21 protein-coding genes are annotated in these 20904 nt (G+C 58.7%); 11 read left to right on the top strand and 10 right to left on the bottom strand.

The features are described from left to right. Positions 1-86: 86 nt before the first annotated feature. The 4 genes from GSQ94_RS02635 to GSQ94_RS02620 all read right to left on the bottom strand — a co-directional run bounded on the left by GSQ94_RS02635 (position 87) and on the right by GSQ94_RS02620 (position 4097). Positions 87-755: a TetR/AcrR family transcriptional regulator gene (locus GSQ94_RS02635; RefSeq protein WP_158941758.1), complete on the bottom strand. Its 669-nt coding sequence runs from the start codon at positions 753-755 to the stop codon at positions 87-89. Between the two features lie 258 nt (positions 756-1013). After that, positions 1014-1928 (bottom strand): sugar phosphate isomerase/epimerase, encoded by a 915-nt coding sequence (locus GSQ94_RS02630; RefSeq protein WP_158941757.1) that lies wholly within the window; start codon positions 1926-1928, stop codon positions 1014-1016. A gap of 136 nt (positions 1929-2064) precedes the next feature. Further along, a complete protein-coding gene (locus tag GSQ94_RS02625) occupies positions 2065-3543 on the bottom strand; it encodes a PLP-dependent aminotransferase family protein (protein ID WP_158941756.1) in 1479 nt (492 codons plus the stop codon). Between the two features lie 155 nt (positions 3544-3698). Continuing rightward, positions 3699-4097, bottom strand: a complete 399-nt coding sequence (locus GSQ94_RS02620; protein WP_158941755.1) for a hypothetical protein — start codon at positions 4095-4097, stop codon at positions 3699-3701. Between the two features lie 639 nt (positions 4098-4736). On the opposite strand from GSQ94_RS02620, the gene GSQ94_RS02615 reads away from it, so the two are divergent. From GSQ94_RS02615 to GSQ94_RS02600, 4 genes are all read left to right on the top strand, one after another. Then, entirely contained in the window at positions 4737-5504 is a 768-nt protein-coding gene (locus tag GSQ94_RS02615) for a VOC family protein (RefSeq protein WP_158941754.1), read from the top strand. A gap of 110 nt (positions 5505-5614) precedes the next feature. Further along, complete coding sequence (locus tag GSQ94_RS02610; RefSeq protein ID WP_158941753.1) at positions 5615-6343, top strand: DUF899 family protein; 729 nt, start codon at positions 5615-5617, stop codon at positions 6341-6343. Positions 6344-6523: 180 nt separating this feature from the next. Further along, complete coding sequence (locus GSQ94_RS02605) at positions 6524-7408, top strand: magnesium transporter CorA family protein (RefSeq protein WP_158941752.1); 885 nt, start codon at positions 6524-6526, stop codon at positions 7406-7408. Positions 7409-7488: 80 nt separating this feature from the next. Next, a complete protein-coding gene (locus GSQ94_RS02600; protein ID WP_174240870.1) occupies positions 7489-8679 on the top strand; it encodes a glycoside hydrolase family 27 protein in 1191 nt (396 codons plus the stop codon). Between the two features lie 51 nt (positions 8680-8730). Here the strand turns inward: GSQ94_RS02600 and GSQ94_RS02595 are convergent, their stop codons facing one another. Beyond that, on the bottom strand, positions 8731-9462 hold the full coding sequence (locus tag GSQ94_RS02595) for an SDR family NAD(P)-dependent oxidoreductase (protein WP_158941751.1): 732 nt from the start codon (positions 9460-9462) through the stop codon (positions 8731-8733). A 124-nt stretch (positions 9463-9586) separates the two neighbouring features. Beyond that, entirely contained in the window at positions 9587-10333 is a 747-nt protein-coding gene (locus GSQ94_RS02590) for an SDR family NAD(P)-dependent oxidoreductase (RefSeq protein WP_158941750.1), read from the bottom strand. Between the two features lie 177 nt (positions 10334-10510). Between GSQ94_RS02590 and GSQ94_RS02585 the strand changes: the two genes are divergently transcribed. From GSQ94_RS02585 to GSQ94_RS02570, 4 genes are all read left to right on the top strand, one after another. Further along, positions 10511-10900 carry a helix-turn-helix domain-containing protein gene (locus GSQ94_RS02585; protein ID WP_158941749.1) on the top strand — a complete coding sequence of 130 codons (390 nt, stop codon included), beginning with the start codon at positions 10511-10513 and terminating at the stop codon, positions 10898-10900. A gap of 76 nt (positions 10901-10976) precedes the next feature. Further along, a complete protein-coding gene (locus tag GSQ94_RS02580) occupies positions 10977-11444 on the top strand; it encodes a nuclear transport factor 2 family protein (RefSeq protein WP_158941748.1) in 468 nt (155 codons plus the stop codon). 183 nt (positions 11445-11627) lie between these two features. Then, positions 11628-11828, top strand: a complete 201-nt coding sequence (locus GSQ94_RS02575; RefSeq protein WP_158941747.1) for a hypothetical protein — start codon at positions 11628-11630, stop codon at positions 11826-11828. A 180-nt stretch (positions 11829-12008) separates the two neighbouring features. Beyond that, entirely contained in the window at positions 12009-12596 is a 588-nt protein-coding gene (locus GSQ94_RS02570; RefSeq protein WP_158941746.1) for a ferritin-like domain-containing protein, read from the top strand. Between the two features lie 117 nt (positions 12597-12713). Here the strand turns inward: GSQ94_RS02570 and GSQ94_RS02565 are convergent, their stop codons facing one another. The 4 genes from GSQ94_RS02565 to GSQ94_RS21055 all read right to left on the bottom strand — a co-directional run bounded on the left by GSQ94_RS02565 (position 12714) and on the right by GSQ94_RS21055 (position 16151). Then, the gene (locus tag GSQ94_RS02565) at positions 12714-13574 is read right to left on the bottom strand and encodes an inositol oxygenase family protein (protein ID WP_158941745.1); all 861 of its coding nucleotides are present in this window, start codon (positions 13572-13574) and stop codon (positions 12714-12716) included. Positions 13575-13676: 102 nt separating this feature from the next. Then, entirely contained in the window at positions 13677-14693 is a 1017-nt protein-coding gene (locus GSQ94_RS02560; protein ID WP_158941744.1) for a LacI family DNA-binding transcriptional regulator, read from the bottom strand. A gap of 20 nt (positions 14694-14713) precedes the next feature. Beyond that, positions 14714-16000 (bottom strand): GRP family sugar transporter, encoded by a 1287-nt coding sequence (locus GSQ94_RS02555; RefSeq protein WP_158941743.1) that lies wholly within the window; start codon positions 15998-16000, stop codon positions 14714-14716. A 46-nt stretch (positions 16001-16046) separates the two neighbouring features. Further along, a complete protein-coding gene (locus GSQ94_RS21055) occupies positions 16047-16151 on the bottom strand; it encodes a translocated intimin receptor Tir (RefSeq protein WP_216842999.1) in 105 nt (34 codons plus the stop codon). Positions 16152-16403: 252 nt separating this feature from the next. Here GSQ94_RS21055 and GSQ94_RS02550 point away from each other — a divergent pair, with 252 nt between their 5' ends. The 3 genes from GSQ94_RS02550 to GSQ94_RS02540 all read left to right on the top strand — a co-directional run bounded on the left by GSQ94_RS02550 (position 16404) and on the right by GSQ94_RS02540 (position 20847). Then, on the top strand, positions 16404-18614 hold the full coding sequence (locus GSQ94_RS02550; protein WP_158941742.1) for an alpha-N-acetylglucosaminidase: 2211 nt from the start codon (positions 16404-16406) through the stop codon (positions 18612-18614). A gap of 3 nt (positions 18615-18617) precedes the next feature. Further along, the gene (locus GSQ94_RS02545; protein ID WP_371417423.1) at positions 18618-19802 is read left to right on the top strand and encodes an acyltransferase family protein; all 1185 of its coding nucleotides are present in this window, start codon (positions 18618-18620) and stop codon (positions 19800-19802) included. 100 nt (positions 19803-19902) lie between these two features. After that, a complete protein-coding gene (locus GSQ94_RS02540) occupies positions 19903-20847 on the top strand; it encodes a carbohydrate kinase family protein (RefSeq protein ID WP_254063570.1) in 945 nt (314 codons plus the stop codon). Positions 20848-20904 lie beyond the last annotated feature (57 nt).

Raw genomic sequence — 20904 nt, 5'->3', positions numbered from 1 at the left:
ATGCCGATACAACTGCCTGATTCACGATCTACACAAAAACCGAGCGTTTAGAAATAAGATGCAACAATAGCAAACTGGACTCAAAGTTACTGTTTGAGGCGTTTGACGACGCGAATTGTTCTCTTCTTTGCCCGGCGACGATAGTCCAGCCTCCTCAAACCTCCGAAGACGGCCTCCACCATTGCCTCGGACTCGGAGTCGTTCAATGAGCCGTGGCCAGCGAGGAGGCGGAAGATCGTCGGTCCGTAGATAAGATCCAAGACGATCTCACCGTCGATGGAGTTTCGAATCTCTCCACGATCGACACCGCGCCGCCACATGATGCGGGCGGCATCCCTGCGGGCGTAGAGGAAACGCTCTCGAAAAGAGGCAAGAAATCCGGGATCACTTTGTCCTTCGGCGATGAACTGGCAGAAGAGACGGCCCAGGGTCGAGGTATAAAAGGCCGTGAGCGACTTCAATTGGATAACGAAGTCTTGTTCAGCCGATCCAGTATTCGGTATGGCAACGCGCTCCGTTATGCCAGCCAGATAGGCGTCGAGCGCCACCATGCTCTTGTTAGGCCACCACTTGTAGATCGTAGCCTTGCTAACACCGGCACGTGTTGCGATTGCGTCGGCGGTGACTTTGCGCAGGGATTCTCGTTCCAACAACTGAAGCGTAGCTTTTAGAATGGCGGCCTTCGCCTCGAGGCTGCGATGGCGTCCGCGCTTCTTTAGCTCCAACGGTTGTTCCGCGATCTGAATTGCTTGCATATGCCTGCTCTTGGAGACAATGAACTCCACCACCCTGGCGCTAAACCTATCTTGACTTGGGTGAATACTCCTCGTCTTCGAGAAGTCTAATTGCTAAGATTATAAACTATACGTTCAGTACAGTAATATACCGAACCCTGAGCCACACAATTTACATGTGCGCTCGATCCCGGCTATCGTTGGCGTGGCCTTGAGGGTGCCCTGCGGTTTTTTCACGCCGGCGTCAGGTAAGAGCGACGCCGGCGTTAGAAAACTGATTTAAACCGTGAGTTTCTTCATGTAATCCGCGTCTATTTTGAGAGCTTCGAGAGGCGGGATGTCGAACCCTTCCTGCTCGACAAAGTAATGCTTGATATTTGCCTTCTTCGCAGCCTCGAAGACCGGGCGATAGTCCAGGGTTCCCTGCCCTAGTTGCGCCGCGGGCGGTGGGGCCGAGACAGACGCCGGCTTGTCGGTGTGTTTGAAGTCCTTGACGTGAAGCATCGAGATGCGGGTGGGATAGCGATGCAGATAATCCACTGGATTGGCGCCTCCGACGATGACCCATCCGCAGTCCAACTCAAGAGTTACCAGCTCGGGATCGGTGAGGCGAATCATCTCGTCGAGCGGAACGACTCCATCCTGTTTGGCAAACTCCATGGTGTGGTTGTGATAACCGAACTTCATGCCGGCAGCTTTCGTCTTTTCGCCGAAGTGGTTAAACTGATCCGCGTTCCAGCGGTAATCCTCCAAGGTGAAGGAGTTGATCTGCGTGAGGTAAGACGTATCTTTCAGCCGTGAGGGGTCTTTGATACCGGGGAACGCGCAGATAATGTACTGGACACCCAGGCCCTTGTTGAACTCGAGGATCTTGTCGAAGTCTTTGCTGAGACTGGCGTAGGGGTAGTGAGCGCTGACACAGTTCAGGCCTGCTGCCGACATCGCGCTTTTGACCTGCTGGGGGGAGTGGTCAAAGAAGCCTGCGGCTTCTACCTCCCGATAGCCAAGAGCCGCGATCTGTTTGAGCGTCCCTTCGTAGTCTTTCGCGAGCATCTCGCGGACCGAGTAGAGCTGGAGGCCGATAGGCAGGCCAAAGGGCGATGCGAGCAGACGTCCGTTGCGGAGAAGAGAGGAGCTGTAAACGGCCGCGGCAGTGGCGGACTGGAGAAAGTTTCTGCGGGTCTGACGGATCATCTGTGTCCTTTTCGTTCTGAGGGATGGGCTTAGTTCTTCTTCGGTCCGAGTACAGTTTGCCACGACAGTACCTCAATGAGCGCTATCGAGGGTATTTCTGTCCTGGTCGAGGCTGCTGTGTGCGGCGCTTATCTCGTTATACGAGAAGCGCTTGAGCGAGGCGTTCTGTTGCGAGGAGGATGTTATTTTCGCTGAGGGAGGCGAAGGCGAAGACGAACTGGACGTGCCCTGGTCTCTGCACCGATGAGCCTGCGGGCCAGTAGACGCGCTCCACTCTTACCCCCGCTGCCAGGGCTCGGGCGAAGGCATCTTCCTCGGAGAGGTTGATCTGGAAGTCGGCGAGGAAGTGCATACCGGCGTGGTCTCCGAGGATGGTGACCTTGCGTCCGAAGTGCTTCTGCAGCGACTCGGCGAGCAGGGCACGGCGGTTGCCGTAGATGATTCTCATCTTGCGGACGTGGGGCTCGAGATGCCCTTCCGCCATGAAGTCGGCCAGGATGCGCTGGTCGATGGAGGAACTTTGAAAGTCGCAGAGAAGCTTGGCACCGGTGAAGACATTGTGGAGGGCGGGGGGGACGACCAAGTAGCCCAGCCTCAGGGTTGGAAAGAGGAGTTTGGAGAAGGTTCCGACGTAGAGAACGGGGGCGTCCGGGACCATGCCCTGGATGGAGGGGAGCGGCCGCTCGTTGTAGCGGTACTCGCTGTCGTAGTCGTCCTCGAAGATGAGGGTGCCTGTATCTTTGGCCCAGTCGAGGAGCTCCATGCGGCGGGAGATAGAGAGGGAGACTCCGCGCGGATACTGGTGGGACGGCGTGATGTAGACGAGCTTGACGGATTTTTCGCGGTGCTTTTTGAGCTGAGAGACCTGCATGCCGTGCCGGTCGACGGGGATGGGGAGGAGCTTTGCGCTTTGCGAGGCGAAGATTCTGCCTGCGAAGAGGTAGCCCGGGGTCTCCAAGGCGACATAGTCGGATGGGTCGAGGAAGATTCTCGCGGTGAGGTAGATTGCCTGCTGGGATCCGCTGGTGATGATGACCTGGCTGGGGTCGCAGACGACGGCGCGGGACTTTCGTAGATACTGGGCTATGGCGACGCGCAGGTCGTTATTGCCACTGTACTCCTGGGTGTATTGCAGGAGATTTTCGGCTCCCTCCTGCATACGCCGGGCCCAAAGGCGCGCCCAGAGTTTGTTTGGAAAGAGGCTGACATCGGGGCCGTGGCGGTCGCAGCGGATGATCTCCGGAGGGGTGGGGGGGCGGATGGGGGCGTTGACGATTTCGCCGTAGCGGGAGAGCCGCATGGGCACGTCAGCATGTAATTGAGGAGGAGCTTCGGCGGTTATACCTGAGGCGTAGAGGTCGCGCTCCGGCAGGCGGGAGCAGACGAAGGTTCCGGAGCCCCGGCGGGTCTCGAGATAGCCCTCTGAGATCAGGCGCTCGTAGCACTCTGTCACGGTGATGCGCGAGACACCGAGGGAAGCGGCGAAGGCGCGGGAGGCAGGCAGCCTGGTTCCGCCTTCGAATCTCTCTCCGATGATGCCGTCGCGAAGGCCATCGTAGATCTGGCGATAGAGAGCTATCGGCGAGAGCGGGTCGAGATTGAGGGCGACTTCCATGGGACGAGATGAATTGTCTTACGCTGCATGGTGAGACGTTGTTCCCCGGGGTAATACTTTGACGGTTGAGACCACTCGTCCGTGTAGTTTTTTCTTCAGGAGCCTTGCCCCACCGACAAGGCTCCTTCTTCGTCGCTGCCGACTTCTAAGACTCTTTATTGGTTGGTTGCGAGGTCCAGACCGGATTTGGTGCGGGAGAGGGAGCGGACGATGGAGGAGGCGGCGGGTTCGATGGTGACGGACCGGGCGTTGGTGGATGCCAGTTGGAGGCCATAGAGCAGGACCGCGGCGCGTTTGGAGTCGATGCGGTTGCGGGCAAGTGCGGTGACGAGGAGCGAGACGGAGACCTGGATGGACTCGACGTCTTCGAGGGGAGGGAGGTCCAGCTCGAGGGCCGATTCGGGCAGATATTCGGGTATTCCGGGTGCAGATGGGTAGGGGTTGGCGTGGTTTTCGTGCAGAACGGGCGCGGTTTCGACGAGGTTTCTGTGGCGCCGCAAGAGGCGGGAGTGGAAGTAGCAGAAGGCGGAGAGTCCGAGAGAGGCGACTTGCAACGGCGTCCGTTGGTCTTGATGTGGCGGCAGATGGCGGTTTCCATTTTGGCTCCTTGAATTACGGTTGGGCCCCCTCCCCCCCACCCGGGGTATTTTGGGAGTAAGTGCAATGGATGCAATGGCTTGGCGACAGGGTGTGCCGCTAAAATATTGCATTCATGAGGGTTACGGCTAAAATACTTGTTTTGTTGGGCTTAGAGAAAATTACCTAATGCTTAGAACTGCAAAAGCAGATTCTCTTCGGATTGACAGACAAAACGTAATGGTGCGTTTTGTTTGTTTAGCGCAGGGTTCGAGGCCGGACAGGTGGCGACCGTGTCTCGATGTTTTCTGTGTTGGTCATGGTGGTTTGTGTGACTTTCGTGGTGCGATGGTGGCCGGTTGCTGCAAGTTAAATGCGAAGGGCTGCCGCAGCTTTCGCCGCAGGCAGCCCTAAGGTTGATCTCTCCTTTAATTGTATCGAGTTGGAGATAACTCATACGCCAAGTTTGGAGTAGTTTTTTTGATTATTTTTTCGAGCCTGCCTTGTGCAGGTTTTGATAGGCTCATTTGGACGTTGCGGTCGGAGCATTGGGCACGATGATCCGTCAAATGGACGTGAACCGCGTCATGTCGTCAAACCCAAAGGAGAACTCTGCAATGTTTACGCCAAAAGGAAGATTCGGCTGGTACGAACTGATGACCAGCGACACGAAGGCCGCCGGCAAGTTTTACTCTGACGTCGTTGGATGGACGACGCGCGAGATGCCAAGTACAGGCGGTATGGAGTACACCACCTTCAACCTGGGCGAGGCCGGGATCGCGGGCATGTTGACGCTCCCCGAACACACCGCGTGGGTGGGCTACATCTCCGTCGATGACGTCGATGCACACATTGAAAAGATCGTGGAGGCGGGAGGCAAGCTATGGAGGCCAGCCACCGACGTTCCCGGCATGCTTCGCTTCGCGGTGATGTCGGACCCGCAGGGAGCTGCGATTGTTGTCTTTACGCCGAATCCCGCGATGCCTTCGCCGGAGCGGCCCCAACCTCCAACGCCCGGTACCATCGGCTGGCATGAGCTGCACACAACCGACCTTGAAGCTGGGTTTGAGTTTTACAACAAACTTTTTGGTTGGACGAAGCTCAGCGACATGGACATGGGGCCGATGGGTGTTTACCGGATCTTCGATGAGGGCGACCACAAGGAGATGGGCGACGGCGGCATGATGACGAAAGCTCCGCAGATCCCGGTGCCACACTGGGCTTTTTATTTCAATGTCGACTCGATCGGTGCGGCTGTGAAACGAGTGGAGTCCGGTGGCGGCAAGGTGATCAATGGTCCGATGCAGGTGCCGGGCGGGAGTTGGATTATCCAGGGGCAGGATCCCCTTGGAGCGATGTTCTCTCTGGTCAGCAACAAAGAATAAAGTATCTGGCGCATTGCTGGGACAAGACCGGGCGGTGACGGGAGTTCATGGCTCGGTCTTTACTGGGAGGCATGCAGGGAGAGCACGCCGACCGACGGTGGAGGTGTTGCATGACTCACGAATTTATAGATGGGACGTATCGGCAGACGAACCTCACGAATGAATCTGAGGACTACCTGGCGAAGCGAGAGGAGCTGCGCCTCGCGGAGATTGAACTGATGCAGCACCGCGAGAGAGTGGCCGCGTTGCGGCGCGGGTTGCCGCAGGGTGCGGCTTTGCAGGATTACGAGTTCCGCGAGGGGCCGGTCGATCTTCATGCGGGTGATGAGCCGATTCGATCCGTAAAGCTCAGCGAACTTTTTACTGCGGCGGCTCGCCCGCTGGTGATCTACCACCTGATGTACGGCAAGAAGCAGACCAAGCCTTGCCCGATGTGCACGATGTGGATCGATGGAGCGAACGGCGTGGCACAGCACCTTGCGCAGAACATCGACTTCGCGGTTGTTGCCGCGGCGGACCCCAAGGCACTCCGCGATCATGCCCGCGCTCGAGGGTGGGACAAGCTGCGTTTGTTGAGCGCGGACTCGAGTAGGTTCAAATACGATCTTGGTAGTGAAGACAGTGACGGCGGGCAAGATTCGTCTGTCTCTGTTTTTATGAAGGACACCGATGGGACGGTGCGACACTTCTATACCGCGCATCCGAAGATGGCGCCGGAGATCCAAGAGCGCGGCATCGACCTGCTGGCGCCGGTGTGGAACTTCATGGATCTGACACCGCAGGGGCGCGGGGATTGGTATGCTTCGCTCGCTTACGGGACGAAGGCGCGGGCTGATTAGTTACGAGAGGCGCGGTGGTCGGGTGCGGATCGATCTCCTTGAAGGCGATGTTCTCGCTGGTCAGCAACAAAGAGTAGCTTGAGTAGATCTAAGAGTCTTCCAGAACCTAAAGGCAAGCCACAGTAGGATGGACTTGAGTTGCTGTTCTCTGGCGTCGAATCGCCGACAGAAGGAGTTCTCATGCCCTGGTATCAACTCGAAGACGCCAACGACCCGAAGCTCGACGAGCTCGCGAAGAAGTACAATCTGCACCCTCTGCACCTGGAAGATGCCCGGAGCGGAGAGGAAGGGGTTAAAGTCGACTCCGGTCGCGACTACACCTTCGCCGTCTTCAAACCGGTTCGGCTGGTTCCAGATCCCGACAATCCAGGCGAACAGATGCCCTCCTTCACGCCGATCGATATCTTCGCCGGGAAGAACTTCCTGATCACGATTGCGGATCCCAACTGCTCCACGACGGAGCAGGCCCTGGCTCGCGCTCGCCGCGACGGAGATGAGGAGCACCCCGACAAACTCGTCTCGCTGATTCTTGACAGCATCGTCGATCTTTACTTCCCTGCCATCGATCACTTCGACGACCGCATCGACGAGTTAGAGGACAAGGTCTTCGACGAGCCCTCTCCCGAGATCCTGCAGGCCGTCTTCGCCATCAAGCGCGAACTCATCGAGTTCCGCCGTGTGCTGGTCAACACGCGCGACGCCGCACTGCATCTTCAACGCGATCCGACGACGATCATTGAGGTCGATAACCAGCCCTACGTCCGCGACACGTACGACCATATCGCCCGCCTGCTGGACTCGGTCGAGACCCAGCGCGATCTCCTCAACAACACCCTGGATATTTACCTCTCGTCGGTCTCGAACCGGACGAACGAGGTGATGAAGGTGTTGACGATTTTAGGCACGATAGTGCTTCCAGTTCTCGCTATCTCGGGCATCTATGGGATGAATCTGAAAGGTCTGCCTTTTGAAGACTCCCCCCACGGTGCCGAGTGGGTCGGCGGTATCACCATCGTCGCTACCGCGATCCTGCTCTTCGTCCTTCGCAAGCTGGATTGGCTTTAGACGATCTTTTCGGAAGTTCGATTTGGCGTGGCGGCGCTGTATGCTGGACAGGTTTTGTAAACGATACCAGGAGCTTGTCTATGCATAGCTTTAAGCGTGCTTTTTCGTTGGTCACTCTGGCGCTGATTTCAGTTGCCGTTGCGATGGGTCAGGTGAAGCAGGGTGCGACTCCGCCGATGGGCTGGAATAGCTGGAACCACTTTGCGGAGCACGTGACGGATGCGGATGTACGGTCGGCGGCGGATGCGCTGGTGAGTACTGGGATGCGGGACGCAGGGTATGTATATGTCAATGTCGACGACACATGGCAGGGTACGCGGGATGCGCAGGGCGTGCTGCATACGAACGAACGGTTTCCGGATATGAAGGCGCTGGGAGATTACATCCACTCGAAGGGTTTGAAGTTCGGGATCTACTCTTCGCCGGGTGCGAAGACTTGCGGCGGATATGCGGGGAGTTTGGGGCACGAGGCGCAGGACGCGAAGATGTATGCAGAGTGGGGCGTCGACTTTTTGAAGTACGACCTGTGCTCGTTCGGGGACAACATGCGCCAGTTGGAGAAAGAGCATTCGGGCGACATCAACATGTCGAATGCGCTGATGATTGCTGCTTATAAAAAGATGGGGGAGGCGCTGAAGGCGACGGGGCGGCCGATTGTTTACAGCCTGTGCCAGTATGGCGTCGATGAGCCGTGGAAGTGGGGTCCGGAGGTGGGAGCGACGATGTGGCGGACGACCGATGATATCGACGACTCGTATGGACGGATGATCGCGATTGGGTTCGGCCAGGCAGGGCTGTCGAAGTATGCGGGGCCGGGACGGTGGAACGATCCGGATATGCTGGAGGTCGGCAACGGCAAGATGACAGAGGACGAGTACAAGACGCACATGAGTTTGTGGGTGATTCTGGCTGCGCCGCTGCTGGCGGGGAACGACCTGAGCAAGATGACGGAGTCGGACAAGAATATTTTGATGAACAAAGAGGCGATTGCGATCGACCAGGACGCGATGGCGAAGCAGGGGGATCGGCTTTACCAGAGCGGGGATCTGGATGTGTGGACCAAGCCGCTGAGCGGTGGGAGGGTTGCAGTCGGACTGTTCAACCGGAGCTGGAGTACGCGGGATGTGTCGGTGGACCTGACGGCGATTGGATTTGCGAAGGGCGCAGCGGTGAGGGATGTTTGGAAGGGTGCGGATCTTGGACGGAGGTCGGGTGTGGTGACGTCGAGGATTCCCAGGCATGGGGTGACGCTGCTCGTGGTGGGGAAATAGACAGGCTCGCCGCGCTTGGGGGCGCGGCGAGTTTTTTTGTTGCGGTGCGGTTTAGATCTGGGCGGTGCCGCCATCGACGAAGAGCTCGATGCCGTTGACGAAGCTGGAATCGCTGGAGGCCAGGAAGAGAGCGACGGTTGCGATCTCTTCGGGACGGCCGATCTCGCCGCGTGGGACCTGCGACTTGAAGTACTCCTTGGCATCGGGGCCGAGGGGATCGAGGATGGGGGTGTCGATGGTGCCGGGGCTGAGGATGTTGACGCGGATCTTGCGCTCCTTGAGATCGACCAGCCAGGTGCGAGCGAAGGAGCGGACTGCAGCCTTGCTTGCGCTGTAGACGCCGAATGCGGGGAAGCCCTTGATGCTGGCGATGGAGCCGTTGAGGAAGATGGAGCCGCCGTCGGTGAAGAGCGGGAGCGCCTTCTGAACGGTGAAGAGTGTGCCGCGCACGTTGAGGTCGAAGGTCTTGTCGAAGTGCTCTTCGGTGACTTCGCCGATCTTTGCGAACTCGCCGGTTCCTGCGCTGGCGAAGAGGATGTCGATCTTTCCTTTGAGCTTCTTCACGGTGTCATAGAGGCGGTCGAGATCGGCAAGGTTGCCGGCGTCGCCCTGAACGCCGGTGACGTTTTTGCCGATGGCTTTTACGGCTTCATCGAGCTTGTCCTGACGGCGGCCGGTGATGAAGACGTAAGCACCTTCTTCGACGAAGAGCTTTGCTGTGGCTAGTGCCATACCAGATGTTGCCGCGGTGATGACTGCTACTTTTCCTTCGAGCTTACCCATGAGACTTGTCCTTTTACTTATGTGGAGTGTTGCCTGCGGTTCGTTAAGCGTTGACTATAGGTACGTTTATGAGACTCTCACTCGGCGCTTTGGGTAAGCTGCCTGAGTGAGGGTCTCGATCCGATTAGCGGAGGCCGCCGCTGGTGATGATGAGCTCGCCTGTGATCCAGTTCGAGTCGTCAGAGGCGAGGAAGGTGGCGACGGAGGCGATGTCGCCTGGCCGGCCGGCGCGACCCAACGGAGTCTGGGCGATGAGGCTCTTTTCAAAGTCTGAGCCGATGAAGCCGGCGGTCTGTGTGCCTTCGGTGTCGACGATACCGGGGTTGATGGAGTTGACGCGAATCTTCTTTGCGCCCAACTCTCTCGCGAGTACGCCGGTGATGGCATCCAGTGCGCCCTTGGTTGCGGTGTAGACTGCGCTGTTGGGCGGGGTGATGCGGCTGACGCCGGAGCCGATGTTGATGATGCTGGCGCCTTCGCCGAGATGCTTGACCGCTGCCTGAGTGGTGAGGAGGGTCCCGAGGACGTTGATGTTGAAGATGCGGTGGAACTGCTCTTCGGTGAAGTCTTCGATGGAGGAGAACTCATAGACGCCGGAGTTGTTGACGAGGATATCGAGGCGGCCGTAGTTCTTGATGGCTGCGTCGATGATGCCCTTTGCTTCGGCAGCTTTGGAGACGTCTCCACCAACCGCTACGGCTTTGCCGCCGGCGGCGGTGATGGCGGCGACGACGGTGTCCGCACCGGATTTGCTGGAGGCGTAGTTTACGACGACGGAAGCGCCTTCTGTGGCGAGCGATTTGGCGATGGCTGCTCCGATGCCCTTGGATGCGCCTGTAACGACTGCTACCTTACCTTTAAGTTTGCTCATGATGTATCTCCTTCTTCGAGAGTGCGTGTGCCGATAAACTCTTTTTCAGCCGGCCTGCAAGCGCAGGATCCGACCGGTTTCTGTTGAGTAAGATGAAGCGAGTTTTAGTTAAGATTCATTAGTTCCGATTTAAAGAACTAATGGACAATGCTGCAAATGAAGATATGATTAATAGACATGAGGCCCCTCTTCCATCCTTCGGTTGAAGACGTTACGGTAGAGGCGATCCTGCATGCTCTCTCCGATCCGGTGCGGGTTGCCATCTATGCGGACATCGTGGCGCAGGACTGCTCGCTGAACTGCTCCAACTTTTTGACGGTCAGCGAGAAGGCGATTCCGAAGTCGACGCTTTCGCAGCACTTCAAGGTGTTGCGAGAGGCGGGATTGATTCGAGGAGAGCGGCATGGCGTCGAGGTGCAGAATACCTCTCGCTGCACGGAGATCGAGGGACGTTTTCCTGGGCTGATTCGTGGGATCGTGAATGCCCATACGATTCAACTGGCCGATGTGGCGCGGAGGGATAAGGCGGCTTCGCGAAGACCGGCCAAACGGGCGAGGAAAAAGTAAGAAGACGGCGTGTCCGATTGTTGTAGCTTTGTTGGTCGAAGCGCATACTTGCTATGTAGAAAAGGAGCGTACGACCATGCCCTCTCGTCCCCCACTTCCCCCATTTACCGAAGAGTCCGCAGTGCAGAAGGTACGGCTAGCGGAAGACGGCTGGAACACCCGCGACCCGGAGAAGGTTTCCCTGGCGTATACGATCGATTCACGGTGGCGAAATCGGGCGGAGTTTGTAACCGGAAGAGAACATATTGTGGCGTTTCTCACGCGCAAGTGGACCAGAGAGCTGGACTACCGGCTGATCAAGGAGATCTGGGCGTTTCGGGGGAATCGTATCGCGGTGCGGTTCGCGTATGAGTACCACGACGACTCTGCCAACTGGTTTCGCGCGTACGGGAATGAGAACTGGGAGTTCGACGAAGAGGGCCTGATGTATGCGCGGCATGCCAGCATCAACGAGCTGAGGATCACCGAGGCAGAGCGCAAGTTTCATTGGCCGCTGGGGCGGCGGCCTGACGATCATCCGGGGCTGAGCACGCTGGGGCTTTAAGTTTTGCCTCGATGGTTCGGGACTTTCTGCACGGCTCGAGTGCCTCGCCTTTTGCTTTGTTGAATGGATGAACAAATTCCTCCGTTTTGCGGACGGGCCGTAGAGGCACGGATAACGCGGGGTGGGGCGATGTCATCGTATCCGGACAAGAGCACATGCTCTTAGAAAAGGTAGTGACACACAATGGCTAAACAAGCGCATATGGATGCAGCGAAGCATCATACCGAAGCAGCAGGTCACCACATCAATGCAGCCACGAAGCACGATTCGGGCAGCCATGATGAGGCTCAGGAGCACTCCAAGAAGGCCCATGAGTCGTCCACTTCAGCCCATGGCAAGTCTACCGACGCGCACGCGAAGTCGGCAGCCTCCAGCAAGAAGTAGTCCGATCGGATGGAAGGAGCCGCGATTGCTGCGGCTCCTTCGATATTTAAGCGGCGTGTTGTTTAGCGGCTGATATTTAAGCTGCGGGGCGGCCAACTTCCTAAGGCGATTGCTGCTCTCACTAAGTGATTCGCAAGTGGCTTATGTGCCGGGAATCATAGAACGACACAGGAGAAATGTATGCCACTTAAGGATGTTCTGCTCGATGAGTTGCGCGATATGTACAGCGCGGAGAATCAGTTAGTAAAGGCTCTGCCCAAGCTAGCTAAAGGCGCGAAGGATGCCAAGCTCAAAGCGCTTTTTACGGCGCACCTGGAAGAGACTAAAGGGCAGGTGGAGCGGCTGAAGGAGGTGTTTGCACACCTTGAAGAGAAGGCGACCGGCGAGCACTGCAACGGAATGGAGGGCATCGTCGAGGAGGGCAAGGATGCGCTGGAGAAGGATGAGGAGGGAGCTTCCTTCGATTGCGGCTTGATTGGGGCGGCGCTGCGCACGGAACACTACGAGATTGCAGGCTACCAGGCGACGATTGCGATGGCGAAGACGCTGGGAATGCAGGATGTGATTGACCTGCTGACTGAGAATCTGAATGAAGAGCTGGCTGCGGCTGCGAAGATTACTGAGGCTGCGGCGCCGATTCTGATGAAGAGCTCTGAAGAGCCGGAGATGAAGAAGAAGCCGATGTCCGCCAAAGAGAAGACTGCGGCGGCAAAGAGCCGCGAGGATGAGAAGAAGGCTGCTCCCGATTTGAAGAAGCGGGCTTCGTAGGTGGATGCAGCGAGCGGTGACGATTCTTTTGGGTAGGTTCGCGGAAACAGCAGCAGAAAAGCCTCGCTGATGCGAGGCTTTTCTGCTGGAAAGGTTTCATATTTGTAACTTTATGAGTTACCAGGCGATCTTCTCTGGGAAGAACTCGGCGAAGAGATCGTCGTAGTAGGGCTTTAGCTCTTTGAGGTTGGGCTTGGTGTGGCCCTTGGAGTAGAGGTCATAGACGTTGAACTTGTTGACCCACTCCAACATCTCCACGTCGTGATCGTTCATGAGGTGGCGGTAGGCTCCGTGACGGTGGGCGGAGTAGAAGGAGTGGTAGCGGAGCATGTAGAGGGACTCTTCGGGCATGTAGTTCTTCATGACTTCGCCGATGTAGCCGTCGTGACCGAAGGAGAGGTGGACCTTGTCGAGGCCGCAGTTGGGCTCGTAGACGCCGTATTTGGTCTGGTAGATGGGGTTTTTGAGGTCGGGATTGGCGGCGAAGTACTCGGGGAAGACGATGTCTTTAGAGTAGGCACAGCCGACGGGGAAGGTGTCGCCGACAACTCCCCACTGCGGCTCGCCCCAGAGGCAGAGGACTTTGCCGAGGTCGTGGATGAAGCCGGTCAGAACAAACCAACGGGGGTGGCCGTCGCGGCGGATGGCTTCGGAGGTTTGGAGGAGATGCTCGATCTGGGTGAGGTCAGTGTCGGGGTCGCTGTCGTCGACCAGGGTGTTGAGGAACTCGGCGGCCTCCCAGATGCTCTTCTGGCCCTTGTTGAGGCCGAAGTACTCCTTCTCTTTGGCGAGGACGTAGTCGAAGGTCTGGTGCTGGTGGTTGAGGCGGTAGAACTCGGCTACGGCCGGGGTGGCCTTTTCGTCGTACTGCCGGAACTGATCTTCGCTCTTGCCTTCCTGGTAGCGGCCGGTGAGAAAGTCATCCCACTCGTCGAGGTCTTTGAGAGGGGCGTCGGTGGACAGTACATTGGCGGGCATGGAGGTGGCTCCTTGAGCGGTCAGCTTCACGTAAGCGCTTACGTGAAGCTAACTATAGGAGCGCGGAGGGACGGATGGCAAGAGGAAATTGCTTTTTTTTGCTTACTGCGAGCTGCCGACGCTGGAGGCGCGAGCTTTCAAGGTTGAGGGGACGAGAAGGCTTTTCGGCTCGAGCTCGGGGTTTGCGGAGAGCTCCAGGGCGAGCTCGCCTGCGATGCGGCCTAACTCGTTGGTGCCGTGATCGATGGAGCTAAGGGGGACGCGGAGGTAGTTGGCGTAGCGGAGGTTGCCGCAGCCGATGAAAGCGATGTCTTCGGGGACGCGGAGGCCGGCCTGGAGGGTCGCCTCGATCGCACCTACGGCCATGAGGTCGTTGTAGCAGAAGACAGCGTCGGGGCTTGGCTTGAGTTTGAGCAGCTCTTGCATGGCCTGGAAGCCGACGGTGTCGCCGGACTCTTCCATGCGCTCGCGGAGGATGATGTAGTTTTCGGGGGCGGTGAGGCCTGCCTGCGTGAGGGCGTTGCGGTAGCCGCGCAGTCGGTCGAAGGAGGGACTGGAGTTCTTGCCGCCGATGTGGGCGATGCGTTTGCGGCCGATGTCGATGAGGTGCTGAGTCGCCATCTCGCCAACCTGGACGTCGTCGGAGCCGACGAAGTGCGCGGCGAGATGGGGGAAGTTGCGGTCGAAGAGGAGGTAGGGCGTTCGGTTGTCGCCGAGTTCGTAGAAGTTGCGGAGGTTCGGCTGGCAGGAGGCGATGAGGAGGACGTCGACGCCGCGACTGAGGAGGGTGCGGATCTCTTGGCGCTCGACCTCGGGATCCTCCTCGGAGGAGGCGAGGATGAGAGCGCGGCGGCTGGTGCGAAGGACGCCGCTGAGGGACTTGGCGAACTCGGCGAAGAAGGGATGGACGAGGTCGGGAACGACGAGGCCGACGGTGTAGGTCCTGCCGCTGGCGAGGCCACGGGCCATCATGTTGGGCTGATAGTTCAGCTCCTTCATGCGCTTGAGGACACGGCGGCGGGTGGCCTCGCCGATGTCGGAGCTGCCTCTGAGGACTTTGGAGACGGTGACGACGGAGACTCCAAGATCGTGCGCGATGTCTTTCAGCCTTACTGCCATCTCTTCCCTTCTCCTTCGACTTAGCTGAAGCGGGTTCGCCGCCAGAGGCTCCAGCCACCGGCGATGAGGCTGGCGATCAGTACTGCACCGAGGATCATCGCCCAACGGAGATCCATGGTGAGCGGGGGTACCGTGGCGCGGAGTCCGAGGGTGAGGAAGACAGCGGTTGCGACCGTGACGATGGCGTAGTCCCACCAGCGGCGGCGCTCGCTTCGGCCACTGAATTCATCACCGGCTTGAGCCATGATGGTTCGATGATAATCCAAGCCATAACGATTGCATTCGCGGAGGACGGCTTCGTTGGTGGAGCTGAGCTCCTTGGCTGAGGCGACGGCGGTGCTGATGGCGAGCGCGCCGAGGATCATGAGGGCGGAGCCTCCGAGGACCAGGAGCATGTGCTGGCGGTCTGCGGTTGCGAGTTCGCCGAAGACGAGGGCTCCCCAGGCGAGGCCCCAGAGTTGATTGGTGTTGGAGAGCGGGATGCCGCGGCCGATGCCGAGATACTTGGCAGCGAACTGCTGGAAGAGATCGCCGATGACCCAGACGAAGCCTCCGAGGAAGAGCCAGAAGAGGACTCCGGGCATACGGAAGAGATGGAAGGCGGAGGAGTGCAGACCGCCGTCGAGAGCGAGGGTAAGGGCGAGGACGGTGCCAAGCTCGCCGACGGTGAAGGCGGTGACGAAGGAGAGCGGGTTCATGCCGCTGAGGTAGGCTTTGCGGTAGGGGACGTACATGGTTCCCCACATAAGGCTTGCGCCAAGGGCTGCGGCGATGCCGCGCAGGGCGTGAGAGCCGACGGCTCCGCCGTGGATGGTACTGAAGCCGAGCATGACCGCCGCGATGACGATGGCGATGGCGCCGGTGATTACCTTGGCGATGTTTTTTCCGCTTGCGCCTTCGAGCTCGCGAAAGAGAACGCGGCCCCAGAAGAGGCCGATGAGCGAGTTGGCGTTCCACATGGGGAAGGCGACGGCGAGGCCGACGTCGCGGATGGCGAAGACGGTGAGCGTATTGGCTACGGCCCAGAGGGCTCCCGCGAGAAGAGCCCAGATGATGAGGTGCTTCTTTTCGAGGAGGTCGGCGAAGACGTAGCTGGTTCCTTTTAGCAGCGTGGGGAAGGTCCAACGCGCGGTGAAGACGCCGGCGACCATGCAGAGCGAGATGGCGAAGGGGGAGAAGCCGGCGTTGACGAGCTTAGTGGGGGCCTCTGCTGCACCGAGCCACACGCCTGCGGTGAGTCCGCAGATGACGCCCAGGCCATGCAGCGACAGCCCCGTTTTCTTTACCCGCTCTGTTGCTAACGCCATGCTGCTTCCTCATTGCTTCGGTGCTGCTTTTCCGCTCGTTTTTCTTCTAGTGCAGGATCACCAAGAGAGCGATGCCGAGCACAAGTACACCGAGCGGGACGAGGAAGTGGCTGTCGGTTACGACGGTCTTTATGTCTTTCGCGAGACTCACTTTGCCTCCAAATGCTCTATGCTGTTGCCAGTAAGCGGTTACGTTCGGGTAACCCTATCTTCCGTGAACGGCACTGTCAACAAGATCGAGGAGATCGATGTTCGAGCTGGTCGGCGATGCCAGATGTCTTTGAATTACGCGTATCTGACCTGTTCTCACTTCACGTGGCGGCGGAAGACTGCCCCGCTCCGCTTTGCTTCTTCGAGAAAGATATCAAAACCGTGGCGGGGAAAGTTCGCTACATTGGTGTGCATGCTTCTCAAGCAGATTCTTTCGATTGCTCTTTTTGCGGCTGCGCTTGTGCCTGGGGTACGGGCGTGGAGTGAGTCTCCTACGGCACCAGCGGAGGGTGTGCTCGAACGGCTGATGCCGCAGCTGGCTCCGCAGTTTCACCTGGCGCTGGTGGCGAAGGCCGATCACAAAGACTACTTCCGGATCACCGGGACGCGGGGGCACATCCGCGTGGAAGCGACTACGCAACCGACCCTGTTGTACGGCGTCAACTGGTACCTGAAGTATGTGGCGCATCTACAGATTTCGCCGAACGGGTTTCAGCTTGGCGCGGACGGCATGAAGCTGCCTGCGCCTGAGGCAGCGATCGAAAAGCCTGCGCTCTATCCGTGGCGTTATGCGCTGAATGAGAACGTCGATGGCTACTCGACGCCTTACTGGGATCTGAAGCGGTGGCAGCATGAGATCGACATTCTGGCGATGAGCGGGACCAATGCGATCTTGATTGAGCGCGGGATGGACCTGGTGCTGTATCAGACGTTTCGCGACTCGGGCTACTCCGATGAGGCAATTCGCAGGTGGATCGTTCAACCCGCGCATCAGAACTGGCAGCTAATGGGGAATATGTGCTGCTTTGAGGCACCTATTTCGATGGAGCTGCTGGAGAAGAGATCGAAGTCGGCGCGGCAGCTGATCGCGATGCTGCGGAGCCTTGGGATTATGCCGGTGCTGCCGGGGTACTACGGGATCGTGCCTGCGGACTTCGCCACGCTGCATCCGGGCGCGCATGTGATTACGCAGGGAGACTGGAATGGGTTTACGCGGCCGGGGTGGCTGGATCCGCGGGATTCGAACTTCGACAAGCTGGCGGAGTCGTTCTACCGGCATCAGCATGCGCTGTATGGCGATTCGGCGATCTACGATCTGGAGATCTTTCAGGAGGGTGGCGGGTCGGGCGATGTGCCGGTTTCGGCGGCGAAGAAGGTGCAGGAGGCTCTGCAGCGAAAGCATCCTGATGCGCTGTGGATGCTGCTGGGATGGCAGAAGAACCCGACGCAGGAGCTGCTTTCGGCGCTCGACACGAGCCATGTACTGATAGCGGAGATCGAGCAGGGGCGAGTTCCGCGCGAGGATCGTGACCGCGAGTTTCGCGGGGCATCGTGGCTGTACGGCGGGTTGTGGGAGTTTGGCGGACGCACGACGATGGGTGCTCCACTGTATGACTATGCGGTGCGGCTTCCGCTGATGGCGAAGCGGCCTGGCAGCAAGATCGTTGGGACAGCGGTGTTTCCGGAGGGTCTGGATACGAACCCTTTTGCGTTCGATCTGTATACGGAGATGGCGTGGCATACAGATCCGGTGGATCTGCCGCAGTGGGCCGATGGTTATGCGATGCGACGTTATGGGGCGGAGGATGCGCATGCGCGGCGAGCGTGGCAGATTCTGCTGAAGACGGCGTATGGGTATCGGGCGGATGGGAATGCGGAGCATGGCGAGCGCGACGCTTCGCAGGATTCTCTGTTTGACGCGCAGCCGACTTTGACTGCGTTGCGCGCGGCGACGTGGTCTCCTGATGTGGTGCGGTATGACCCGGCAGAGCTTGCGCCCGCGTTGACGGAGATGCTGGAGGTTGCGCCTGCGCTGCGTTCGACCGAGACGTACCAGTACGATCTGGTGGATGTGGCGCGGCAGGCGATGGCGAATGAGAGCAGACGGCTGCTGCCTCTGATCAAGCAGGCCTATGACACGAAGGATCAGGGTGCGTTTGCGAGGCTGACCAAGGAGTGGCTCGAGGATATGGCGCTGCAGGATGATCTTCTGCAGACGAACTCATTTTTTCTGCTGGGGAGATGGCTTTCGTATGTTCCGGCGTGGGCTTCTTCGCCTGCGGAGCTTGAGCGGTTGAACTACGATGCGCGGTCGATTCTGACGACATGGGGCGACCGGAAGGCGAGCGAGTTTGGGCTGCATGAGTACGGCAACCGCGACTGGGCCGGGCTGACGAGCGACTACTACCAGGTGCGATGGAAGATGTACTTCGACTCGCTTTCGACGGCGCTGGCGACGGGGAAGGCACCGGAGATCATTGACTGGTATGCGTTCGGCGACGAGTGGAATCATAGCCGGAAGGCCTATGACGCTGCTCCGCGTGGCGATACGTATAGCGCGGCGCTCGCGATAGCACGCGCACTGAAACTGAATCCTACTTCGCAAACCGAGGCGCATCAGTAGACTATGACAACGATGAGTGCACGCTCCGAAACACCCTGGCCTTCTTTGACGGGCGCACGGCCTGCACGGCTGCTGTCGCTCGACTTCCTGCGCGGTCTTACGATCGCGTTCATGATCCTGGTGAACAACAACGGCGACGAGGTGCATGCTTACTGGCCGCTGAAGCATGCGGCGTGGAATGGATTTACGCCGACGGACCTGGTGTTTCCTACTTTTCTTTTTCTGGTTGGGATCTCGACGGTGTTTTCTACGGCCTCGCGACTGGCACAGGGGGCTTCGCGGCAGTCGCTGCTGATGCATGTGGCTCGGCGTGCAGTGATTCTTTACCTGCTGGGGCTGGTGGTGAACAGCTTCCCTTTCTTCAACCTGCACACGATGCGGTTTTACGGGGTGCTTCCGCGGATTGCGATTTGCTATCTGGTGGTGGCGTCGCTGTACCTGGTGAGTCCGGGCTGGCGTAGTAAAGTTGCGCTGGTGGTGGGTGCGCTAGCAACGTATTGGGTGCTGATGAGGTTTGTGCCGGTGCCTGGATACGGCGTGCCGACGCATCAGATTCCTCTGCTGGACCGCGATGCGAACCTGACGGCGTGGCTCGACCGGCAGATCTTTTCTGCGTCTCATTTGTATGAGCACACGCGCGATCCTGAGGGCTTGCTGAGTACGATTCCTGCGCTGGGGACTGCGCTGCTTGGACTGCTGACTGGAATTTGGCTGCGGACGCAGCGGGCGCTGAGTGAGAAGATTACCGGCATCGCAGTTGCGGGGTTGAGCGGAGTGCTGCTGGGTGGGGTGTGGAATGCCTGGTTCCCGATCAATAAGAAGCTTTGGACGAGCTCGTTCGTTTTGTTCGCGGGCGGGCTTAGCCTTCTGCTGCTCGCGTTGAGCTTGTTCCTGGTGGACTATCCGGAGAAGAGATCGGGGAAGGGCCAGGCCGGATGGCTGAAGCCGTTTTTTATCTTCGGCACGAATGCGATTGCGGCTTATGTGTTTTCGGAGCTGCTGGCGGCTGCGATCTCGAGTATTCCGGTGCATCCTGGGGTGAACCTGCAACAGGCAATATTTCATGCTATCCAGGGGATTATTCCGAATGTTGCGTTCGCGTCTTTGATCTACTCGGTTGGATTCGTTGCGGTGTGCTGGCTGTTTGTGGCGGTGCTGTACCGGCGAAAGATCTTCATCAAGATTTAGGGCCGGGATTGCTGTAATAGCCGGGAACGGGGTCTTGCGACCCCGGACGGTTTCGTGCGGCCGATATCGCGGATACGGGGATTCCATTTAGAGTTAAGAGATGATGAAACTGGCGAAGTTGGCGAAGGTCGATCTTGTCGGCGTGGGGCTTAACGCGACGGATACGGTCATCCCTCTCGCAGAATACCCTTCGCGCGGGTCGAAGGTGGAGTACCGTACTGCGACTGTACTGCCGGGGGGACAGGTCGCGTCCACCGTGGTGGCGTGCCAGCACTGGGGCGTACGAACACGATATGTGGGGAAGCTTGGCGACGACGCTGCGGCAGCGCTGCATCGCGAGGCGTTTGCGCGGGTGGGAGTCGAGACGCAGTTAGTTACGGTCTCCGGGGCGGCGAGTCCGCAGTCGTTGATTATGGTGGATGCGGGCGGGGAGCGAACGGTGCTTTGCCGACGGGACGAGCGGCTTATTCTGCAGCCAGCGGATCTCGATCGCGAGTGGATAGTGAATGCGCGGGCGCTCCATGTAGATGGGCACGATACGGCCGCAGCAACGGTTGCCGCCAAGTGGGCGCGGGAGGCGGGGATCCCGGTGATTGCGGACCTGGATGAGCTTTATCCGGGGGTGGAGGAGCTGGTTGAGAATATCGACTACCTGATTGCGAGCCGGGATTTTCCCTGCCGGTTTATGGGGGAGCCCAACCTGGAGAAGGCGCTGCAGCAGATGCAGAGGGAGTATGGGTGCCGACTGGTGGCTGCCACGCTGGGCGAGGAGGGTGTGGTGGCGTGGGATGGCAAGCAGTTTCACCATACTCCGGCTTACTGCGTTTCGGTGGTGGACACAACCGGGGCGGGCGATACGTTCCATGCCGGGTTTATCTATGGGCTGTTGCAGGGTTGGCCGCTGGAGCGTCAGCTCGACTTTGCCTGCGCCGCGGCTGCGCTGAACTGTATGGCTGTAGGAGCGCGAGGTGGGATTCAGACGCTGGAGACGATTGAGAACCTCATGGCTACCGGATCACGACACTTTGCGGCTTACTGCGTCTAGTTTCGACGGAGCGGTGAGACAGCGTGAGTAGGGACTGCCCTTATACTTGATGTTGGT

This window comes from Granulicella sp. S190 (assembly GCF_009766095.1).
GTDB lineage: Bacteria > Acidobacteriota > Terriglobia > Terriglobales > Acidobacteriaceae > Edaphobacter.
Note: the sequence above shows the minus strand (reverse complement) of the source record. Positions and strands in the feature narration are given on the sequence as shown.